Origin of the sequence: Maribacter stanieri, assembly GCF_900112245.1 — a bacterium.
GTDB lineage: Bacteria > Bacteroidota > Bacteroidia > Flavobacteriales > Flavobacteriaceae > Maribacter > Maribacter stanieri.
This window is the reverse complement of sequence record NZ_FOYX01000001.1, coordinates 691,242-707,565: the sequence shown is the minus strand read 5'-3', so window position 1 is coordinate 707,565 and position 16,324 is coordinate 691,242. Positions and strand designations below refer to the sequence as shown.

General features: G+C 35.9%; 17 protein-coding genes. 10 read left to right on the top strand and 7 right to left on the bottom strand.

Annotated elements, in window-relative coordinates:
- Positions 1-70 precede the first annotated feature (70 nt).
- The 10 genes from BM296_RS03165 to BM296_RS03120 all read left to right on the top strand — a co-directional run bounded on the left by BM296_RS03165 (position 71) and on the right by BM296_RS03120 (position 8,941).
- Positions 71-601: a YceD family protein gene (locus tag BM296_RS03165; protein ID WP_027065617.1), complete on the top strand. Its 531-nt coding sequence runs from the start codon at positions 71-73 to the stop codon at positions 599-601.
- Between the two features lie 7 nt (positions 602-608).
- Positions 609-806, top strand: coding sequence for a 50S ribosomal protein L32 (gene rpmF, locus BM296_RS03160; protein WP_027065618.1), 198 nt, complete (start codon positions 609-611; stop codon positions 804-806).
- A gap of 233 nt (positions 807-1,039) precedes the next feature.
- Positions 1,040-2,035 (top strand): beta-ketoacyl-ACP synthase III, encoded by a 996-nt coding sequence (locus BM296_RS03155; protein ID WP_027065619.1) that lies wholly within the window; start codon positions 1,040-1,042, stop codon positions 2,033-2,035.
- A 33-nt stretch (positions 2,036-2,068) separates the two neighbouring features.
- A complete protein-coding gene (gene accB, locus BM296_RS03150) occupies positions 2,069-2,557 on the top strand; it encodes an acetyl-CoA carboxylase biotin carboxyl carrier protein (protein WP_027065620.1) in 489 nt (162 codons plus the stop codon).
- Between the two features lie 85 nt (positions 2,558-2,642).
- Positions 2,643-3,995, top strand: a complete 1,353-nt coding sequence (accC, locus tag BM296_RS03145) for an acetyl-CoA carboxylase biotin carboxylase subunit (protein ID WP_027065621.1) — start codon at positions 2,643-2,645, stop codon at positions 3,993-3,995.
- A 119-nt stretch (positions 3,996-4,114) separates the two neighbouring features.
- Positions 4,115-5,089: a polysaccharide deacetylase family protein gene (locus BM296_RS03140; RefSeq protein ID WP_091901388.1), complete on the top strand. Its 975-nt coding sequence runs from the start codon at positions 4,115-4,117 to the stop codon at positions 5,087-5,089.
- A gap of 21 nt (positions 5,090-5,110) precedes the next feature.
- Positions 5,111-6,226 carry an NAD(P)/FAD-dependent oxidoreductase gene (locus tag BM296_RS03135; protein ID WP_091901387.1) on the top strand — a complete coding sequence of 372 codons (1,116 nt, stop codon included), beginning with the start codon at positions 5,111-5,113 and terminating at the stop codon, positions 6,224-6,226.
- A gap of 169 nt (positions 6,227-6,395) precedes the next feature.
- A complete protein-coding gene (locus tag BM296_RS03130; protein WP_091901386.1) occupies positions 6,396-7,007 on the top strand; it encodes a hypothetical protein in 612 nt (203 codons plus the stop codon).
- Entirely contained in the window at positions 6,994-7,464 is a 471-nt protein-coding gene (locus BM296_RS03125; protein ID WP_245786958.1) for a 3-oxoacyl-ACP synthase, read from the top strand. The genes BM296_RS03130 and BM296_RS03125 overlap by 14 nt, the downstream gene beginning before the upstream one ends.
- Positions 7,465-7,612: 148 nt before the next feature.
- On the top strand, positions 7,613-8,941 hold the full coding sequence (locus tag BM296_RS03120; RefSeq protein WP_091901385.1) for a GntP family permease: 1,329 nt from the start codon (positions 7,613-7,615) through the stop codon (positions 8,939-8,941).
- Positions 8,942-8,954: 13 nt separating this feature from the next.
- On the opposite strand, the gene arfB is transcribed toward BM296_RS03120, so the two are convergent.
- The 7 genes from arfB to BM296_RS03085 form a co-directional block, all read right to left on the bottom strand.
- On the bottom strand, positions 8,955-9,356 hold the full coding sequence (gene arfB, locus BM296_RS03115; protein WP_091901384.1) for an alternative ribosome rescue aminoacyl-tRNA hydrolase ArfB: 402 nt from the start codon (positions 9,354-9,356) through the stop codon (positions 8,955-8,957).
- Positions 9,357-9,454: 98 nt separating this feature from the next.
- Positions 9,455-10,444, bottom strand: a complete 990-nt coding sequence (locus tag BM296_RS03110) for an ABC transporter ATP-binding protein (RefSeq protein ID WP_091901383.1) — start codon at positions 10,442-10,444, stop codon at positions 9,455-9,457.
- Between the two features lie 85 nt (positions 10,445-10,529).
- Positions 10,530-12,686, bottom strand: a complete 2,157-nt coding sequence (locus BM296_RS03105; RefSeq protein WP_091901382.1) for a prolyl oligopeptidase family serine peptidase — start codon at positions 12,684-12,686, stop codon at positions 10,530-10,532.
- Between the two features lie 86 nt (positions 12,687-12,772).
- Positions 12,773-13,762 carry an aspartate-semialdehyde dehydrogenase gene (locus tag BM296_RS03100; RefSeq protein ID WP_091901380.1) on the bottom strand — a complete coding sequence of 330 codons (990 nt, stop codon included), beginning with the start codon at positions 13,760-13,762 and terminating at the stop codon, positions 12,773-12,775.
- Positions 13,763-13,991: 229 nt separating this feature from the next.
- On the bottom strand, positions 13,992-14,399 hold the full coding sequence (gene mscL / locus BM296_RS03095) for a large conductance mechanosensitive channel protein MscL (RefSeq protein ID WP_091901378.1): 408 nt from the start codon (positions 14,397-14,399) through the stop codon (positions 13,992-13,994).
- Between the two features lie 85 nt (positions 14,400-14,484).
- Positions 14,485-15,591 carry an alanine racemase gene (gene alr / locus BM296_RS03090; protein ID WP_091901376.1) on the bottom strand — a complete coding sequence of 369 codons (1,107 nt, stop codon included), beginning with the start codon at positions 15,589-15,591 and terminating at the stop codon, positions 14,485-14,487.
- A complete protein-coding gene (locus BM296_RS03085; protein WP_027065633.1) occupies positions 15,584-16,228 on the bottom strand; it encodes a thymidine kinase in 645 nt (214 codons plus the stop codon). The genes alr and BM296_RS03085 overlap by 8 nt, the downstream gene beginning before the upstream one ends.
- Between the last annotated feature and the right edge of the window lie 96 nt (positions 16,229-16,324).

Sequence of the window (16,324 nt, the reverse complement as noted above, 5' to 3'; positions counted from 1 at the left end):
TTTATTAAAATTATAGTATCTTTGCACCCGCCTTTTAAGGGCGAATAGTGTTAATTTAAGTGTGTACGTGATGAAGCAAAAGGAGTTCAATATTCCTTTCTCAGGATTGAAGCAAGGAAAACACAACTTTAATTACCAGATTGAAAATACGTTCTTTGATTCTTTTGGATACGATGAGTTCAATGCTGCTAACATCAATTTAGATGTAGTACTTAATAAAACAAGTACAATGATGGAGGTTGATTTGGAGGCATCAGGAACAGTAAATGTTGATTGTGATATAACTAGCGAACCGTATGATCAAGCTTTAAGCGGAGATTTACATTTGGTGGTTAAGTTTGGTGAAGAGTATAATGATGAAAATGATGAAATATTAATTCTTCCTCATAACGAACACCAATTGAACATTGCGCAGTATGTGTATGAAATGCTTGTATTGGCAGTTCCACAAAAAAGAATTCATCCTGGTATTGAAGATGGCACTTTAGAATCTGAAGTGTTAGACAGGTTAAACGAGCTTCAACCAAAAGAGAAAAGATCAGATAAAGAAGAAAGCGATCCCCGATGGGACGAATTAAAGAAACTATTAACGGATAAATAAGGTTTAAATGGCACATCCTAAGAGAAAAATTTCCAAAACAAGGAGAGACAAAAGAAGAACACATTATAAAGCAGTAGCTCCTACTTTGGCTACAGATTCTACAACTGGCGAGACTCACCTATTTCACAGAGCTCACTGGCACGAAGGAAAATTACATTATAGAGGTCAAGTTTTGGTTGATAAAACCGAAGAGGCAGAAGCTTAAGACTTTTTGAACTTATACTAAGCTCCCACTTCATTAGAAGTAGGGAGTTTTTTTTAGTCCAATTTATATTTTAGCACCTTGTTGTTCAGATAATTTAAGGTGTAATAGCTTTACAGCTATCAATTGCAATTTTTTAAAAACCCGATAACTTTACACGAAAAGTCGTTGAAAATCATTATTTTTCATGACTTTTGACTCGTTTTTTAAGTTTTTTACAAGAAAGCAAATAAAGTATGACCAAAATTACAGCAGCTATTACCGCGGTAGGAGGCTATGTTCCCCAGTTTGTAATGACCAATAAAATGCTTGAGGAATTGGTTGATACCAATGACGAATGGATTACTAGCAGAACTGGTATTAAAGAAAGACGGGTATTAAAAAAGGAAGAAGGTGAGGGCACGTCTTATCTAGCCATTAAAGCCGCTCAGGACCTTATGGAAAAGAAGGGCCTTGATGCTTCCGAAATAGATTTAGTTATCGTTGCCACCGCAACTCCAGATAGTATGGTAGCATCAACAGCAGCTTTTGTAGCTTCTGAAATAGGCGCCGTAAATGCCTTTGCTTATGATTTATTGGCTGCATGTTCTAGTTTTCTTTTTGGAATGTCAACAGTTGCAGGTCATATAGAAACAGGTCGCTACAAGAAAGTACTACTAATAGGTGCGGATAAAATGTCATCTATTATAGATTATACCGATCGTACCACTTGCATAATTTTTGGAGATGGTGCCGGTGCTGCACTTTTTGAGCCTAACTATGAAGGTTTAGGTTTGCAAGATGAGTACTTAAGAGCAGACGGTAGCGGAAGACAATTTCTAGGAATGGAAGGTGGCGGATCTATTATGCCAGCAACCATAGAAAGCGTCACCAATAAAAAGCATTTTATTTTTCAAGAAGGAAAGACGGTATTCAAATTTGCCGTTTCCAATATGGCAGACGTAGCGGCAAAAATCATGACTAGAAATGAACTTTCTGATAATGATGTCAACTGGCTAGTACCACACCAAGCAAACAAGCGTATTATTGATGCCACTGCCAAAAGAATGGGTGTAGATGACTCTAAAGTGATGATGAATATTCAGCGCTATGGTAATACAACATCTGCAACATTGCCACTTTTATTATTTGATTACGAAAAACAGCTTAAAAAAGGAGATAACTTAGTTTTTGCCGCCTTTGGTGGTGGTTTTACCTGGGGTTCTATCTACTTAAAATGGGCTTATAACTAACAACAACAACTACCAATTATAACTTATAGAAATATGGATATTAAAGAAATTCAAAGCCTTATCAAGTTTGTAGCCAAATCTGGCGCTAGCGAGGTAAAATTGGAAACGGATGATATTAAGATTACCATTCGTACCGGAAGCTTAAGTGGGAATTCTGAGCCAACTTATGTGCACACTATGCCTATGGCCCAACAAGCTATGCCAGCTGTTGCTGCAGCACCGGTAGAAGCACAAGCTGCTGCACCTACAGAGGCTGAGCAGAAAAAAGCCGAGGATGATAAATACATCACTATTAAGTCTCCTATTATTGGTACTTTCTACAGAAAGCCATCTCCAGACAAGCCTGTTTTTGTTGAGGTAGGAGATACAATTGGTACAGGAGATGTACTTTGTGTAATTGAAGCAATGAAATTGTTCAACGACATAGAATCTGAAGTTTCTGGTACTATCGTTAAGATATTAGTAGATGATTCTTCACCAGTAGAGTTTGATCAACCATTATTTTTGGTAGATCCTTCTTAACTAAATTTTGAGTAGTAGTTGTTAGATACTGTTATAATCACGGTATGTAAGAATCTTGTCGAACCTAGAACTTAAAATTTAAAAGATGTTTAAAAAAATACTGATTGCCAATAGGGGAGAAATCGCTTTGCGCGTTATTCGTACCTGTAAAGAAATGGGTATTAAAACGGTAGCTGTATATAGTAAGGCAGATGAAGAGAGTTTGCATGTACGCTTTGCAGATGAAGCGGTATGTATCGGCCCTGCTGCTAGTAGCGAGTCCTATTTAAAGATACCAAATATAATTGCTGCTGCAGAAATTACAAATGCAGATGCCATTCACCCGGGCTATGGTTTTCTTTCAGAAAACTCTAAGTTCTCTCGTATATGTGCTGAGCATGAAATCAAGTTCATTGGTGCCTCTGGTGATCAAATAGACAAAATGGGAGATAAGGCTACGGCCAAAGAAACCATGAAAGAAGCTGGTGTACCTTGTGTACCTGGTTCAGAGGGTCTTTTGAAAGATGTTGCAGATGCTAAGAAGATAGCCAAGAAAATGGGCTACCCTGTAATGATTAAAGCTACTGCCGGTGGTGGTGGTAAGGGTATGCGCGCCGTAATGTCTGAAGACAAAATGGAAGAACTTTTTGATAGCGCCGTAAACGAAGCAACCGCTGCTTTTGGTAATGGCGGTATGTACATGGAAAAGCTAATTGAAGAGCCAAGACATATTGAAATTCAAATTGTTGGTGATCAATATGGTAAAGCATGTCACCTATCTGAAAGAGATTGTTCTATACAAAGACGTCACCAAAAGTTGACAGAGGAAACTCCGTCACCTTTCATGACAGATAAGTTAAGGGAACAAATGGGTGAAGCTGCTGTTAAAGCTGCGGAATACATAAAATATGAAGGTGCCGGTACCATAGAATTTTTGGTAGATAAGCACCGTAAATTCTATTTTATGGAAATGAATACCCGTATTCAGGTAGAGCACCCAATTACAGAGCAGGTTATTGATTATGACTTAATACGTGAGCAAATACTTGTAGCTGCAGGTGTACCAATTTCAGGTAAAAATTATCTTCCAAAATTACATTCTATAGAGTGTAGAATTAATGCAGAAGATCCTTATAACAATTTTAGACCATCACCGGGTAAGATTACAACCTTACATACACCAGGTGGTCACGGAGTAAGAATGGATACACATGTTTATAGTGGGTATAGTATTCCTCCAAATTATGATTCAATGATCGCTAAGCTAATTACAACGGCCCAAACAAGGGAAGAAGCAATTAACAAAATGAAGCGTGCATTAGACGAATTTGTAATTGAGGGAATTAAAACGACCATTCCATTCCATAGGCAATTAATGGACCATCCAGATTATTTGGCTGGAAATTACACAACAGCCTTTATGAACGATTGGAAAATGAATCCTCAACCCGAAAGTTAATAACGAACTCCAACAGCAATGTTGGAGTTTTTTATTTTAAAACTTTTTTAGAAATCAGGTTTTACATCGTTTAAGTATATTTATGGAAGAAAAACTCATTGTAAATTCCAATTATTTTAATGACCAAAATAATACCTATAACTGCACTATTATTAGTTTCTTTTTTTGAATGTAAAGAAATTCCTAGTGAGAAATCTAAAGGAGCTATAGCAGAAACAAAAGAAATACAATCTTCAAACAAAACTATCAGTTTTACATTTGATGATGGTATAACATCAGATTTGGCCGGCTTTGCATTTGAAGATTGGAACCAAATGTTGTTAAATCACTTAGAAACGAATAAGATAAAGGCTGTTTTCTTTGTAACCGGTAAAAACAAATTGGATAAAAAAGGGCAATATTTATTGAATAGCTGGAATCAAGAAGGGCATAGTATAGCTAACCATTCTTTTACACATCCTAATTTTAATTCAGTTAAAAATGATACTGAAATATTTGAAAATGAATTGAATAAAACAGATTCCATCATCTCTAAGTTTAGTAATTCGGTCAACTATTTTAGGTTTCCATATTTGAAAGAAGGAGCAAATAAACTAAAGGTTGATAGTATAAGAAATGTTCTTAAAGCTCATGAATATAAAAATGGGTATGTCACTATTGATGCATCTGATTGGTATATAAATCAACGCCTTTTAAAGCAAATAAAAGAAGTGGGGTTTGAAAATGCAGAAGTTGCTAAGTTTAAGAAGTATTATTTACAGCATTTAATAGATAGGGCAAATTATTATGAAAAGCTATCGTATGAGTTGAACGACCGACATATTAACCACACTATATTATTACATCATAATTTAACTTCAGCCTTGTTTTTAGGGGACTTGATACAAGAATTTATAAATAAGGGATGGACGATTATTGATGCCGATAAAGCATATGATGATGAAGTTTTTGAACATCAACCTAATTCAGAATTTGCTGGCGAAAGTCTTATTTGGTCTTTGGCAAAACAATCGGGAAAATATGAAGACAGTCTTAGATACCCGGCAGAAGATAGTAGGTATGAAAAAGATGAAATGGACTCAAGAGGGTTATAATTCTTTAAACTTAATTATACAATGAACTTAAGCTATTGGGAACGTACATCATGGTTTGCGAACATAGATTATACAATTGTTGGTAGTGGCATTGTGGGCTTAAATTGTGCCTTAGAATTAAAAAATAAGCACCCTCAGGCACGTATACTAATTTTGGAAAAGGGTATGCTTCCTCAAGGCGCAAGTACGAAAAATGCTGGCTTTGCCTGTTTTGGCAGTATTTCTGAAGTTTTATCTGACCTTAAAACACATTCAGAAGAAGACGTTGTTAAACTTGTGCAAGATAGACATGACGGCATACAAAATTTACGTGGGCTATTAGGAGATGATGCAATTGCTTATGAAAATAATGGAGGGCATGAGTTGTTTTTTGAGAGTGACCAAGAACTATTCGAACATTGTCATCATAAAATTAAGATGGTAAATGAAATGCTTCATCCAGTTTTTAAGGATGATGCTTTTAGAAGAACTACGAACCGATTTAATTTTAAGGGCATTAACAAGCACTATATTACTCAAGTTTTTGAAGGACAGATTGATACTGGTAAGATGATGAAGTCTTTAGTTCAATTAGCGTTACAAAAGGGAGTAACAATTTTAAACGCTACATATGTAAAAGGGTTTGAAGATTCTGGTACCCAAGTGAGTATTAAAACAAAAGATTTAGAGTTTACGACCAAGAAATTATTGATAGCTACAAATGGATTTGCCGCACAGCTCTTATCTGAGGACGTAAAACCGGCAAGAGCTCAGGTATTCATTACGAAACCAATTAAGGACTTACAAATTAAGGGAACGTTTCATCTCGAAGAAGGCTATTATTATTTTAGAAATATCGATAATCGAATTTTATTGGGTGGCGGCAGAAATTTAGATTTTAAATCTGAAGAAACGACTGAATTTGGTACTACAATGTTGGTTGGGAATAAGTTGAAAGACCTTTTGAAAACGGTCATATTACCGGAGAAAACTATTGAAGTTGATTATAGCTGGAGTGGTATTATGGGTGTTGGTCAACAGAAAAAACCAATTATAAAGCAATTGTCTAAAAATGTCGCATGTGGCGTACGTTTGGGTGGTATGGGTATTGCAATTGGCAGTACCATAGGTAAGAAATTAGCCAATATTTATAATTAATATACCACCGTTTAACCCGTTTTTTTAATTCTTATCTAAAAGCGCCTTGTACTCTGGTTTTTATTTATAAATTGTACGTCCCCTCATTTTATCTATTACCCTAAATGCACTTATCCGTTTACTTAGAACAGTAGACTGCTAAGATGGTTTGTAATAGAATTTAAACTATATGAGAACATTGATAAAAAGAATTTCAATGGCTGCCCTTACAGCTATTGCAGTAATAATATGCTTTAACAGTTGTGGTTTATCTAAAACCCATTATCAACGAGAATACGCTAAAGTTTGGAAAGAGCATATTAAAAGTCAGGCTTGGAAAGAATCACTTATAGCCAAAAATTCATATACTAATGTTGATTTATATGCAAGTTCAGATAGTGATGTTCCTTTAGCAGAAGATGAAATTGTAGCAACGGGCTTTAATGCCACATATGAATCATTAGTTTCAAAGGCGTACTTCAAAATTATAACCGAAGCGGAAAAAGCAGATGCAAAAATTACGGCAGACTACAAATTATTGCATGATGATGAAGCAATGGGTAAGGTTGATAAAAGAAGGGTACAAACGATAACAAAAAGGTATGAAGCGCATAAAGCAATGTTGAGCGGATTAAAATCTTGGAATATTTTTAGTGAAGATCGATCTGGTGATTTAGAATATTTTAAAGCAGAAAATAAAATAGAGATTCAAAAAATGCTAAGTGATGGTGAAAGTGATAATCAAATCGTAAATTACTTGATCTATAAACTGGCAGATCTGTATCACATTGAAGGAAACTGAATCATTTAATATTTTAAAAAAAGACGCTTATCACTTTTGCGAGCGTTTTGTTAACGATAGGTTGACTAGAATACAGAAACAAATTAAAGAGCTTGAAGCTGCGCTCTCGTCAGAAACAAAAAGTAGTGCTGGCGATAAGCACGAAACCGGTCGCGCCATGATACAGTTGGAGCGAGAAAAACTAGGTCAGCAATTAGCAGAACTAGAAAAAACGCAACAATTACTTTCAAAAGTTCCAAAAGAAAGAAAAGCTCAAACAGTAGGTTTAGGGAGTTTGGTCATCACAGATACTTTCATTTATTATATAGCTATATCAGCAGGAGAATTCAAAAGTAAGCCTAAGTCGGTATACTGTATATCTGCTGCAACGCCTATTGGTAAACTCGTCTTTGGTAAAGCTGTTAGCGATGTTTTTAGTTTCAATGGTAACTCATTAACTATTGTAAGTATACATTAGTTAAATGTTGAATTTTATTTAGCTATCTTAAAGCTGTCGTATTTGAAATTTCACTCGGTTACCATCAAAATTGGTAATTAGAATTTCTAAAGTCAGCCTTAAAAGGGTCAAATTAGGCATTGAATAAAATATAGATTGATTTTTAGTTATGGAGATTTTCTATTTGCTTATCGCTGTCATTGCCATAATTATATTGACTACAAAGCTTAAGATTCATGCTTTTTTAGCGCTATTTATAATTTCCATTTTATACGGAATTTTTGCAGGTATGCCTTATGCCGAAATTATTATTTCAATCAATGACGGGTTTGGTGGTACGCTAGGTAAAATTGGATTAATCATTGTTTTAGGTGTCATTATAGGGGCATTTCTAGAACATACCGGTGGTGCTTTCGCAATAGCCGAAAAAGTACTAAGTATCATCGGCAAAAAACGAGTACCAACAGCCATGGGTATCATTGGGTACATTGTTTCTATACCTGTTTTTGCCGATAGCGGTTTTATGCTGTTGCACCCTTTAAACAAAAGTCTCTCTAAAAAAGCCAAGATATCAATTGCAGGACCAGCAATAGCTTTAGGGTTGGGCCTAATGGCCTCACATACTATGGTTCCGCCAACACCAGGACCAATTGCCGCCGCAGGTATTTTAGGCGCAGATTTAGGGCTCGTTATCGCTTTTGGATTTCCAACAAGTATAGTGGCTTTGATTGTGGGAATTATATTCGCCAAGAAATATGCTTCTAAAACACTTATTGAGCCTAATGTTGAAGATGCGATGGAAGCAGAACGGGAGATAAAAGATTCACCTAGTGCTCTAAAAGCATCAATTCCTATTTTAGTTCCTATTTTTCTTATTGTTCTCAAATCAGTATTGAACTCGGTCAATTTTGCTCAAGACGGTGAATTAATTGCCTTAATAAATTTTGTAGGTGAACCTGTAATTTCTTTATTAATTGGTGTGTTCTTATGTCTATTATTACCAAAGAAATTAAATTATGATATGCTTTCTTCTTCTGGTTGGGTAGGTAAGGCAATTAAAGATGCAGCTTCTATATTATTGATAACAGGTGCCGGCGGAATTTTTGGTAAAATATTACAGAACTCTGGTATTGCCGATATTTTAGGGCAAACATTGACCGATTATAATATGGGTATTTTCTTGCCTTTTGTTCTTGCTGCAGCGTTGAAAACCGCGCAAGGTTCTTCGACGGTGGCATTGGTAACAACAGCATCGATAATCATGCCTATGATGTCATCACTTGGTTTTGATACCGAAATACAGAAAGCTTTGGTAGTTGTTGTTATCGGGGCTGGTTCTGCAGTAATCTCTCATGCAAACGATAGTTTTTTCTGGGTGGTAACACAAATGAGCGGCATGAACGTAAAAACAGGGTATCGACTTTTCGGCTTAGGTACGGGAGTTCTTGGTCTTACAGGTGCAATAACCGTGTTTGTATTCTATTCCATCTTTGCATAAAATGATATAGCTATTAGTAGTCTGGCTTACCGCGATTCGTCTTTTTGAGTGAGGCAATTTTTTTGCCTTTTAATCTTTTTTCAATAGACGATCTCGTGGGTCTACTTTTCTTTCGTGCCTTAGGTACTATCAAAGATTTTTCTAGAAGTTTCAAGAATCTTTTAGTAATCAATTCTTTGTTTTTGTGCTGGCTACGAGATTCATCACACTGTAAAATTAAATTTCCTTCTTTACTAATTTTATTTCCCAGTTTTAGAAGTGCTCTTTTTTTCTGACGTTCTGTAAGTCCCGCTGAGGACTCAATATGAAATGATAATTCTACTTTAGAGGATACTTTATTTGCGTGCTGCCCACCGGGACCACTACTTCTAATAGCTTTAAACTGTAACTCGTTTAGTATTTGTTCTTGGTTCACAACATGCTTTTAGCAAATGTATAAAAAAAGAATTGCCCTATTTTTTATGTAAAATTGGAACATTTTTTGGTCAAGAGTACTTTCTGTAAATTGAAAAGTTAGCTCGTAGCAGCCTCTTGTATTCGTTGATTTATAGTTTCAATGGCGACATTTAAAAAAACCTCTTTTCCTTTTGGCAGTAATTTATCTGCATTGAAAAAGATGGTTTCATCATCATCACTTTTACTTTCGGTTAAGTAATAGGCACCCATTGGGTAAGCTTTTTCTACAGTAACATGAAATCCTGATGAAGGCGAAACTCGAAACTCGTGAGCATAAACGATAATTTTCCTTTTTGTATTCGCATATGTTTTAAGTACATCTATAGAAATCATACTTGATTCACCGAAAAGTGAAGCGACATACAGATTTTTTGGATTTTTATAAAGCTCCATAGGTCTTGCCCTAGCTATAATGCCTCTGTCCCGTAAAACAACTGCACGATCGGCAAAAGGCAACACATCGTTTACATCGTGTGTTGCGACAATGGTTGTAATTCTATTCTCTTTCAGATAATTGAAAATATTACGGCGTAAACTGTTTTTAAGAAAATTATCTATGTGGCTAAAAGGCTCGTCTAGTAGTAAAATATCTGGTTTTTGTGCTAATACTCTAGCTAATGCAACGCGTTGTTGTTGCCCTCCACTAAGTGTTTTTACTTTTGTATTGGCAAATTCGGTAAGCTCTATCATTTCTAATAGCTCTTGTGTTCTTTCTTTAAGTTCTTCTGGATAAAAGACAGAAAGGTATTGGCTAATGTTTTCGGATACGGAAGTGAAAGGCATTAAATCAAAATCTTGCGATAGATATTTCATAAATGCAGGACCAGGTACCAAGTTATAAGCCGGACCTAAAATTTGTTCGTCCTCCCAAAAGATCTCACCTTGATCTAAATCCATTAGTCCGTACATAAGTTTCAACAAGGTGCTTTTGCCACACCCGCTTTCACCAATGATAGCCACATGTTCTCCACGCTGAATACGTAAATTAATGGATTCTAATACTGGAAGTTTATCATAAGAAAATGATAGGTTTTCTACTCGTAACATGCTTTTGTACTTAGGAATGCAAAATTGAAAAATCCGTTCCAATATGAAACGGATTTTTCAATAAATTATTGATTTTAAAAAGGAATTACTTCTTAAATTCTTTTAAAACACTTTTATTAGGTAGCTCGGTGTAGCCCATATTGTAGAGTGTAAAGCCAAAAATATCTGCATATTGCTCTATGGTTTTACTTACAGGAGTTCCAGCACCATGTCCGGCATTTGTTTCAATTCTTATTAATGTTGGGTTGTTACCTTTTTGCTTTTCTTGAAGCTCTGCGGCAAACTTAAAACTATGGGCTGGCACCACTCTATCATCATGGTCACCTGTTGTAACCAAAGTAGCTGGGTAAGCTGTACCTGCTTTTATATTATGTACAGGCGAATAGCCTTTTAAATATTTGAACATTTCCTCATCATCTTCTGAGGTACCGTAATCGTATGCCCATCCGGCGCCAGCCGTAAACGTATGATAACGTAACATGTCCATAACGCCAACTGCAGGCAACGCTACTTGCATTAAATCTGGTCTTTGCGTCATTGTTGCGCCAACTAGTAATCCTCCGTTAGAACCTCCGCGAATTGCTAAATATTCTTTTGAAGTATAGTTGTTAGCCACTAAATATTCTGCAGCAGCAATAAAGTCATCGAACACATTTTGCTTTTTAGTTTTGATGCCCGCATCGTGCCATTTTTTACCATATTCACCACCACCTCGTAGATTAGGAACAGCATAAATTCCGCCTTGTTCCATCCAAACGGCATTACCGATGCTGAAAGACGGAGTTAAGCTTACATTAAATCCGCCATAGGCATATAGAATTGTCGGGTTTTTACCGTTTAATTCTGTTCCCTTTTTATAGGTGATAATCATAGGTACTTTGGTACCATCTTTAGAAGCATAGAAAACCTGTTCAGAAGTATAATCAGCAGGATTAAAATCTATTTCTGGTTTCCAGTACAGTTCATATTCGCCGGTTGTAGGGTCAAATTTATAGGTAGAACCGGGAGTGTTGTAATTGGTAAAAGAGAAATATAGTTCTTTATCATCTTTCTCTCCACCAAATCCGCCAACAGAACCTATACCTGGTAATTTTACTTCACGAATCAGTTTACCGTCATAATCATATTGATTTACCTTAGAAATAGCGTCTACCATATATTCGGTAAAGAAATAACCGCCACCAGTATTCGGACTTAATACATTCTCCGTTTCCGGGATAAAATCTACCCAGTTCTTTGCTTCTGGGTTAGCAGCGTCAACAGTAACTATTTTCTTGTTAGGTGCATTTCTATTGGTAACGATATAGAGCTTAGAACCGACGTTGTCAATAACGTAATTATCAGAATCAGTGTCTTCGACCATAGGAATAAGTAATCCGTTTGGGTCTTCTAAATTTTGAATAAATAATTTGTTGCCAGAGGTAGAAACAGATGCACTTATTAATAAGTACTTATTATCTTCGGTAACATTAGCTCCTATGTAGCGATGCTTTTCTAGAGAAGTTCCTCCAAAAATAAGTTCGTCGTCTTTTTGAGGTGTGCCTAATTTATGATAGTATACTTTGTGTTGATCGGTTTTAGCCGATAGCTCACTGCCTTTTGGTTTGTCATAACTAGAATAGTAAAAACCTTCTTTACCTTTCCAAGAGAGTCCGCTGAATTTAATATCAATCAACGTGTCTTCAACGATCTCTTTGGTTTCGGCATTTAAAATAATTGCTTTTCGCCAATCGCTACCTCCTTCAGAAATTTGATAGGCTGCTAATGAACCATCTTTAGTAAAACTCAAACCCGCCAAAGATGTAGTGCCATCTTCAGAAAATGTATTCGGATCTAAAAAAACCTCGGGTTTCTCATCACCTTTAGCTCTATAAACGACATATTGATTTTGGAGTCCGTCGTTTTTCATGAAATAGGTGTAATCACCATTTTTAAAAGGCGATCCTAATTTCTCATAATTCCATAGTTTTTCAAGACGGTTTTTTAGATCATTTCTAAAGGGAATATGTTCTAAATACCCGAAAGTTGTCTTATTCTGTTCTTTTACCCAAGCTTCTGTTTCTGGGCTTCGATCATCTTCTAACCAACGATAAGGGTCTTTAACTTCGGTGCCAAAATAAGTATCTACAGTATCACCTTTTGCGGTAACGGGGTATTTCACGGTAATGGGTTCAGGTTTAGATTCATTTTTACAGGAAGAAATCAGCGCCAAGATAAGTAGCGCAGAGATTATATTTTTCATTAGTAGTTGAGTTTGCACTAAAATACCATAAAAAAACCTTCAAAACAGCTATGTTTTGAAGGTTTTAACGTTGAAAAAGGTATAATTTATACTAAGCCTTTTTCAACTAGATATTCTGAAATTTGTACAGCGTTTGTTGCAGCACCTTTTCTAAGGTTATCGGCAACAATCCACATATTTAAAGTGTTTCTTTGAGTTTCATCTCTACGTAAACGCCCTACAAAAACCTCATCTTTATCGTGTGCATAAATTGGCATTGGGTAGGTGTTGGTATCAGGATTATCTTGAACTGTTACACCGGGCATTTCATTTAACAATCTTCGAACCTCGTTTAACTCAAAATCATTTTCAAATTCAACGTTTACAGATTCTGAATGACCACCAGCAGTAGGTATTCTAACTGCTGTAGCGCTTATTGAAAATGTGCGATCATCTAATATTTTTTGAGGTTCGCGAGCCAGTTTCATCTCTTCTTTAGTGTAACCGTTTTCCATAAAAACATCGCAATGAGGCAATGCATTTCTACCAATTGGGTAAGGATATGCCATTTCACCTTGTACACCTGCAATTTCATTTTCAAGTTGTTTAACAGCTTTTACACCAGTACCTGAAACGGATTGGTATGTAGAAACTACAACGCGTTTCATTTTATATTTTTTATGTAATGGGTATAATGCCATTACTAGCTGAATTGTAGAGCAATTAGGATTTGCAATGATTTTGTCTTCAGCGGTAAGCTCATGAGCATTAATTTCAGGAACCACTAATTTTTTAGTAGGATCCATTCTCCAAGCAGAAGAATTATCTACTACAGTCGTACCAACTTCCGCAAATTTTGGAGCCCATTCTAGAGAGGTGTCACCACCTGCTGAAAATATAGCAATATTTGGTCTAGCGGCTACAGCATCTGCTAAGCCTATCACCGTATGCTCTTTTCCTTTAAAGGTCATTTTCTTACCTACAGAACGTTCAGAGGCAACTAATAATAATTCCGTTAATGGAAAATTACGTTCAGCCAATACTTTCAACATTACATCGCCAACCATGCCTGTGGCACCAATTACAGCTACTTTCATTTGTTAAACAATTATATTAAGCGGCAAAAATAGGTAATACTGGTACTTACACAAGTAAAAAAGAAAAGAATAATCAAAATATAACAAAATGTTTTATTTATAACATTGTACTATTTAGAATATTGAACAAAAAAGGAACCGTCAACAATGTTAGCGAAACAAAGTTGACGGTTTTAGTTATTGTTAGTTGCAGTGCAACGGTTCCCTATTTATTAGGGAGTATTATAAATTACTTTCTTAAAGCATCTCTAATTTCTACCAATAATTCTTCAGCAGTAGGTCCTTTTGGAGCTTCTTCAACTGGAGCTGGTGGAGTTTTTGTTTTGTTATAAGCTTTAACGATCATGAACAATACAAAACCAACGATAATTAAATTGATAATAGCATTGATCCATTTACCATATAGAATTGCATTTTCTGGCTTAGTTACTGCACCATCAGCGGCAACAACAGCTTCGTCTAATACAACTTTCAAATCAGCGAAATCTACACCTCCTGCAAAGTGTCCTACTATTGGCATCATAATGTCGCCAACAAAACCGCTAACTACTAATCCCATAGCACCGGCAAGTAATACGGCTACGGCTAAATCTATGACATTACCTGTCATGATGAAATCCTTAAATTCTTTTAACATGTTCTTGTGTTTATTATTAATGGTTATATAAATAAGTACCGCAATTTACTAAAAAAAGCTCAAACCTTAATGAAATGTTAATAAATCAGTTTGTTAAAACCCGCTTAATACGTTGAGAGAGTCCAGTAAGAAGTTCGTATGATATTGTTTCTGCAGTTTGGGAAAATGTATTTGCCGGTAATTCTTTGCCAAAGATAATAACTTCATCACCTTCACTACACTCTATATTTGATACGTCTACCATTATCATATCCATACAAACATTTCCTATTATAGGAGCCATATGACCATTTATGCTTACAAAGGTTTTACCTTGTCCATATTGTCTACCAATACCGTCTGCATGACCCAAGGGTAAAGTAGCGGTAACGGTTTCCGAGCTCGATTTGTATTTACGATTATAACCTACAGATTCCCCTGAAGGAATACTATGCTTTTGGGCGATGATAGTCTTTAAAGTCATTACAGGTTGTAATGCTTCATCAACATGAGGTTCATTGCCGTAACCATAAAGTCCTATGCCACTTCTCACCATATCATACTGGGCATGTGCGTAGTTGATAATACCAGAAGTATTTAATACATGCTTTAAAGTTTTGGTTTTAAATAAAGCATCTGCCTGCTGGCAAATAGCATCGAAACGGTGTAATTGAAGGTTGGTGAATTTCGTTTCTTTACTATCCTCGGTGGCAGCTAAATGCGATAATATAGCAATAATTTTTACCGCTTGTTGTTGCTGTATAAGGACTGAAATTTCTGGGAGTTCATCCGCAGAGAAACCTAACCTATTTAGTCCCGTATTAAATTTTAAATGAATTGGATAATCTAAAGTATTCAATTTCTGGGCTGTCGCTATAAAATCTGCCAATATAGCTTTAGAGTATATGCTTGGCTCTAAACGATGTTCAATTAAAGTCTTAAAATGAATTTTTTGTGGGTGAAGTACTAAAATAGGTGCGGTAATACCACCTTCTCTTAAAGTAATGCCTTCATTTACATAAGCTACAGCGAAATAATCAACACCTAAATCTTGCAAATGTTTAGCAATAGAAACAGAATCGCTGCCATAAGCATATGCCTTAACGACTGCCATAAATTTAGTTTCAGGCTTTATTTTAGAGCGTAAATATCTGTAGTTATGACCAAGTGCCTTTAGGTCAATCTCTAAAACGGTCTCTTCTGCCTTAGCCATTAGCATTCTTTTTGACTGTATCAATCTCCTCAGATTTTACATCCATCGTTTTCACTTTCTCTTTAAGCATAGCTTTATAATATGCACCACGGCTTAAAGGCTCATATTCATTTACCTCACCTAGCATTACCAATTTGTCGTTATTAGATTTTCTAAAACTGTAATTGGCCAAATTACCAGTACGGGTACAAATGGCGTGTACTTTAGTAACATATTCTGCCGTAGCCATAAGAGCGGGCATAGGTCCAAAAGGCTTGCCTTTAAAGTCCATATCCAAACCAGCTACAATAACTCTAACACCTTTATTAGCTAGGTCATTGCAAACAGTAACTATTTCGTCATCAAAAAATTGGGCTTCATCAATACCGATAACATCGCATGTGTCTCCCAATATTCTAATGTTGGCAGCGGCGGGTACGGGCGTAGAACGAATTTCGTTGGCATCATGAGATACCACCATTTCATCATCATAGCGTGTATCTACCATTGGCTTAAAGATTTCAACCTTTAATTTGGCAAACTGTGCTCTTTTAAGTCTACGAATCAATTCTTCTGTCTTTCCAGAAAACATTGACCCGGCAATGACTTCTATCCAGCCGAATTGTTCTTTAGGATTAACTGTGTTTTCAAGAAACATTTTGTAATTTTAGACGAAAATAATGGGTTTTTCGTTTATTATTTAAGAATGATAAAGGTATTTAAAAAACCCGCTATTTAGGTCTTTACCGTAAAA